This window comes from Streptomyces marokkonensis, assembly GCF_039539045.1.
Lineage (GTDB): Bacteria > Actinomycetota > Actinomycetes > Streptomycetales > Streptomycetaceae > Streptomyces > Streptomyces marokkonensis.
In genome coordinates, this window is sequence record NZ_BAABCQ010000285.1 from 1 (window position 1) to 5,297 (window position 5,297).

General features: G+C 70.3%; 3 protein-coding genes. 1 reads left to right on the forward strand and 2 read right to left on the reverse strand.

The features are described 5' to 3' along the window. Positions 1-110 precede the first annotated feature (110 nt). Complete coding sequence (locus ABEA26_RS34740; RefSeq protein WP_345597903.1) at positions 111-1,412, forward strand: class I SAM-dependent methyltransferase; 1,302 nt, start codon at positions 111-113, stop codon at positions 1,410-1,412. A 135-nt stretch (positions 1,413-1,547) separates the two neighbouring features. Here ABEA26_RS34740 and ABEA26_RS34745 read toward each other — a convergent pair whose 3' ends face one another. Together ABEA26_RS34745 and ABEA26_RS34750 are read right to left on the reverse strand one after the other, a co-directional pair. Continuing rightward, entirely contained in the window at positions 1,548-4,076 is a 2,529-nt protein-coding gene (locus ABEA26_RS34745) for an ABC transporter permease (RefSeq protein ID WP_345597904.1), read from the reverse strand. Positions 4,077-4,169: 93 nt separating this feature from the next. After that, on the reverse strand, positions 4,170-4,967 hold the full coding sequence (locus ABEA26_RS34750; RefSeq protein WP_345597905.1) for an ABC transporter ATP-binding protein: 798 nt from the start codon (positions 4,965-4,967) through the stop codon (positions 4,170-4,172). Positions 4,968-5,297 lie beyond the last annotated feature (330 nt).

A 5,297-nucleotide genomic window follows, 5' to 3' on the forward strand; every position in this document is an offset into this window, starting at 1 on the left:
AACGCGCGCCGGGGACTGTGCGGCGGGCTCCCAGGTGTTTACGTGGTGTCGGACATTCATGTCGGACATTCATGTGGGACATCCGGGATCGCTCGTCACGGAGGTACGCCATGGCTGACGCCGCGCTGCGGCTGCAGAACCTCTTCGAACAGTTGCTGGGAACACCACTCCCGGTGCGTATCCGCGCCTGGGACGGTTCACAGGCGGGCCCGCCGGGCGCGCCGACCCTCGTCGTCCGCAACCGCAGGGCCCTGCGCCGCCTGTTGTTCAAGCCGGGCGAACTGGGCCTGGCCCGTGCCTGGGTGGCCGGGGACCTCGACGTGGACGGCGACCTCTACACCGCCCTCGGTCTGCTCGCCGGTCTCATCTGGGAGCGCGGCGAGGACGCCCGGGGTCTCGCCGAGGCGCTCCGTGACCCCGAGGCCCGGGCCGCCGTACGCGGTCTGGTCAGGATGGCCGGGCCGCCGCTGCCGCCCGCCCCGCCGCCGGAGGAGGTCCGCCGGGCACGCCGCCACCTGCACACCAAGCGCAGCGACAGGCGGGCCATCAGCCACCACTACGACGTCGGCAACGACTTCTACGAGCTCGTCCTCGGCCCGTCCATGGTGTACTCCTGCGCCTACTGGCCGGCCCCGCCGTCCGAGGGCGGCACCCTGGAGGACGCCCAGCGCGACAAGCTCGAACTGGTCAGTCGCAAGCTCGGCCTGAGCCCGGGGCAGCGTCTCCTCGACGTCGGCTGCGGCTGGGGCTCCATGGCGATCCACGCGGCCCGTGAGCACGGCGTGAGCGTCGTCGGCGTCACACTGTCCCAGGAGCAGGCCGCGTTCGCCCGCAAGCGGGTCGCCGACGAGGGCCTCACCGACCGGGTGGAGATCCGCGTCCAGGACTACCGGGACGTCGCCGACGGGCCGTACGACGCCGTCTCGTCCATCGGTATGGCCGAGCACGTCGGCGCCGAGCGGTACCTGGAGTACGCCGTCGACCTGTTCGGGCTCCTGAAGCCCGGCGGACGGCTGCTGAACCACCAGATCGCCCGCCGCCCCCGGAAGGACGAGTCCGCCTACAACGTGGACGAGTTCATCGACGCCTACGTCTTCCCGGACGGCGAGCTCGCCCCGATCGGCAGTACCGTCACCCAGCTGGAGCGCGCCGGGTTCGAGGTGCGCGACGTCGAGTCGATCCGCGAGCACTACGCGCTCACCCTGCGCCGCTGGGTCGCCAACCTGGAGTCCGGCCGGGCGACGGCCACCCGCCTGGTCAGCCCCGGCCGCGCCCGCGTCTGGCAGCTGTACATGGCCGCCTCCGCGCTCGCCTTCGAGCGCAACCGCATCGGCGTCAACCAGGTCCTCGCCGTGCGGATCCCCGAGCCGGGAGGCTCCGGGATGCCGCTGCGCGCCCGCACCTGGAACTGACCATCGCGCGCACCGGAACCGACCATCGCGCGCGTCCCTGGAACCGACCATCGCGCGCGTCTTTGGAACCGGCCTCGGCGCGCACCGCGAAGGGCCCCGCTCCATACGGAACGGGGCCCTGTCCACACGTACCGCCTACTCGGCCTTGATGGCGTCGAGCATGTTCAGGCGCGCCGCCCGGCGGGCCGGCCACAGCGCCGCCAGGACGCCCACGAGGGCGGCCAGCAGGAGGAAGACACCCATTCGGGCCCAGGGCAGGACCAGCTCGTACGTCGGCACAGCCGACCCCATCAGCTGACCGGCCGCCCAGCCGAAGAACACGCCGAGGCAGATGCCGAGCACGCCGCCGAACAGGGAGATCACCAGGGACTCCAGGCGGACCATCCGCTTGATGCCCTTGCGGTCCAGGCCGATCGCTCGCAGCATGCCGATCTCCTGCGAGCGTTCGAAGACCGACATGGCCAGGGTGTTGATGACACCGAGGACGGCCACGATCACCGCCATGGCCAGCAGGCCGTAGAGCATGTTCAGCATCAGCGTGAACATCTTCGCGATCTCGTTGGAGATGTCCTGCTTGTCCTGGATCTTGATCGCCGGATTGGTGTCCAGCGCCTCCACCAGGCTGTCCTTCGAGGCCGAGGAGGCCCCGTCGGACATCTTCACCATCACCTGCATGTCGACCGGGTCCGACTGGTGCGGGGTGACGCTCGCGAGGTCGACCATGATGCCGCGGATCATGTTGTTGCCCTCGTAGACCCCGGCGACCTCCAGACGCTGCTTCTCGCCGTCCTCGTAGGCGACGGTGAAGGCGGAGCCCGCCTTCCAGCCGTGGTCCTTGGCGGTGTCGGCGTCCACGACGACGTCCGTACCGCCGATCTCGAAGGCACCCTGCTCGACCTTCAGGTCGGTCAGCTCGCCGATCGTGGAGCCGTTGACGCCGGTGAGGTACTCGGTCTCCCCGTCGATGCGGGACTCCGCGTTGCGCAGCGGGCTGATGGCGGTGATGCCGTCGGCCCTGCCGAGCTTCTCGGCGACGTCCGGGCTGAGGTAGTTGCCGTTGGCCATGGAGACCACGAAGTCGGCCTCGATCGACGCCGACGCCATCTTGTCGATCGACTTCTGCAGGCTGCCGGCCATCACCGTCATGCCGGTGATCAGGGTGAGGCCGATCATCAGCGCGGAGGCGGTGGCGGCGGTGCGGCGCGGGTTGCGCACCGAGTTCTGCCGGGCGAGCTTGCCCGCGACGCCGAACACGCGCAGCACCGGTGCCGCGGCGGCGATCAGCGGGCGGGAGAGCAGCGGCGTCAGGATGAACACACCGATGATCAGCAGCACCGCGCCCATGCCCATCGGGGCCTGCCCGTCCGAGCCCTCCATCGTCGCAGCGGCGAGGACGACCGCGACGCCGGCGGCCGAGACCAGCGCGCCCAGCGTGTTGCGCAGTACCAGCGACTTCGTCGTGGCCTTGGCGTGCACGCTGCTCATCGCCGCGACCGGCGGAATCTTCGCCGCCCGGCGGCCGGGCAGCCACGCCGCCAGCATGGTGACCAGCACGCCGACCGAGAAGGCCGCGACGATCGTGCCGGGGGAGACGACCAGCGGCCCGTCGGGCACGACCTCGCCCATCGAGCCCATCAGGGACCGCATCCCGGCACCGATACCGATGCCCGCGAGCAGGCCGGTCACCGCGGCGACGACGCCGACGACGAACGCCTCGATCAGCACCGACCGCGTGACCTGCCGACGGGAGGCACCGACCGCCCGCATCAGGGCGAGCTCCTTGGTGCGCTGGGCGACCAGCATCGTGAAGGTGTTGGCGATGATGAAGGTGCCGACGAACAGCGCGATGCCGGCGAAGACCAGCAGCCCCTGCTTCATGCCGCTCATCGACGAGGCGATCATCTCCGCCTGGTCGTCGGCCAGCTCCTTACCGGTGGTGGTCTCGACGAGGTCCTTCGGCAGCGCCTTGTCCAGTTCCGCCTTCAGCGCGGCCTGGGTGACACCGGCCTTCGCCTTGACGTCGATCTCGTCGTACGTGCCCGCCTTGCCGAACAGCTTCTGCGCGGTCGCCGTGTCGAACAGGGTGAGGCTGCCGCCGGCCGCGACGCCGCCGTCGTCGGTGGTGAAGACGCCAACGACCTCAGGCGTGATGACCGGGCCGTCGACGGACATCCGCACGGTGTCACCGACGCCGTAGCCGGACCGCTCCGCGGTCCTGGAGTCGATGAGGATCTCGCCCTCACCCTTCGGTGCCCGCCCGTCGGTCAGCGGGTACCTGGGGTCCTCGGCACCCCAGTAGTTGCCGCCCAGCGTGCTCCAGCCGTCGCCGATCAGGTCGCCGTCCTTGTCGGCGACGGCGGTGAAGCCGGTGACCACGCCGATGGCGGAGGCCGCGCCGGGAACCTTCGCGCTGTCGTCGAGCAGCGCGTCGGTCAGCTCGGGAACCTCGCCGACCTTGTCGCCCTCGGCCTCCTGGTACTCGGTCGTCACGGCGACGTCTACCTGGTCGAAGCCCTTGGCGGAACTGTTCTGCAGGGCGTCGGAGATGGTGTTGGTGAAGACCAGGGTGCCCGACACGAACGCCACGCCGAGCATCACGGCGAGCACGGTCATCAACAACCTGGCCTTGTGCGCGAATACGTTGCGCAAGGCGGTACGGAACATGGGTCTTCTCTGTCGGAGGTGCGGGCGAGTCAGGAGCGGGGCGGGCCGGGGCCGGCCGGGGCCGGGCAGGGCAGGGCGGGCCGGACGGCCGGGTCAGCTGGTGCGGCCCTTGGCGTCGAACTGCTTCATCCGATCCAGTACCGAGTCGGCCGACGGCCCGTACACCTCGTCGACGACGCGTCCGTCCGCGAGGAAGACCACCCGGTCCGCGTAGGCGGCGGCCACCGGGTCGTGGGTCACCATCACCACGGTCTGCCCCAGCTCCCGTACCGAGTTGCGCAGGAAGCCCAGCACCTCGGCGCCCGAGCGGGAGTCGAGGTTTCCGGTCGGCTCGTCACCGAAGATGATCTCCGGCCGGGAGGCCAGCGCCCGGGCCACGGCCACGCGCTGCTGCTGGCCGCCGGAGAGCTGGGAGGGGCGGTGGCCCAGCCGGTCGGACAGGCCGATCATCCGGATCACGGAGTCCAGCCACTGCTTGTCCGGCTTGCGCCCCGCGATGTCCATCGGGAGGGTGATGTTCTCCAGCGCGGTCAGCGTCGGCAGCAGGTTGAACGCCTGGAAGATGAAGCCGATCTTGTCCCGGCGCAGCTTGGTCAGCTGCTTGTCCTTCAGGGAGCCCAGTTCCGTGTCGCCGATGCGCACCGAGCCGGAGGAGAAGGTGTCCAGCCCGGCGACGCAGTGCATCAGCGTGGACTTGCCGGAGCCGGAGGGTCCCATGATCGCGGTGAACTCGGCCTGCCGGAAGTCGACGGAGACCCGGTCCAGCGCGACCACCTGGGTCTCGCCCTGGCCGTAGATCTTGGAAAGCTCCGTGGCGCGTGCGGCCACGGTGGTGGACCGGTCGGCCGGGGGTCCCCCCGGCCGGAGGCTGGGGGAGGGTGCGGTGGTCACGGGAAGGGCGCTCCTGTCGGTACGGCGTGTGCTCGGGGACGGTCTCCATCCTCCCGGCCGCGGAGCGCCGTGTAGTCAACCGCTGTTCCGGTTCCGGGGGGCGACTTCGGTCGGACCACGGACGCCGGCGTCATACCTGGGGATGACGGGCGTCCCTGACGGGCTCCGCCGCGCCCTCGGGCGATAACAGGGCGGGCGCCCTTGTAGGGACGGTGAAATTCCGTCATTCCGCATACACGGCCGGCCACCGCGCGCAAGGCTGTTGGCAAGTGCGGATGACCCGCCCCCCGAGCTGATGCCCGCTCAGGCGCCAATAAAATAAGACAACAT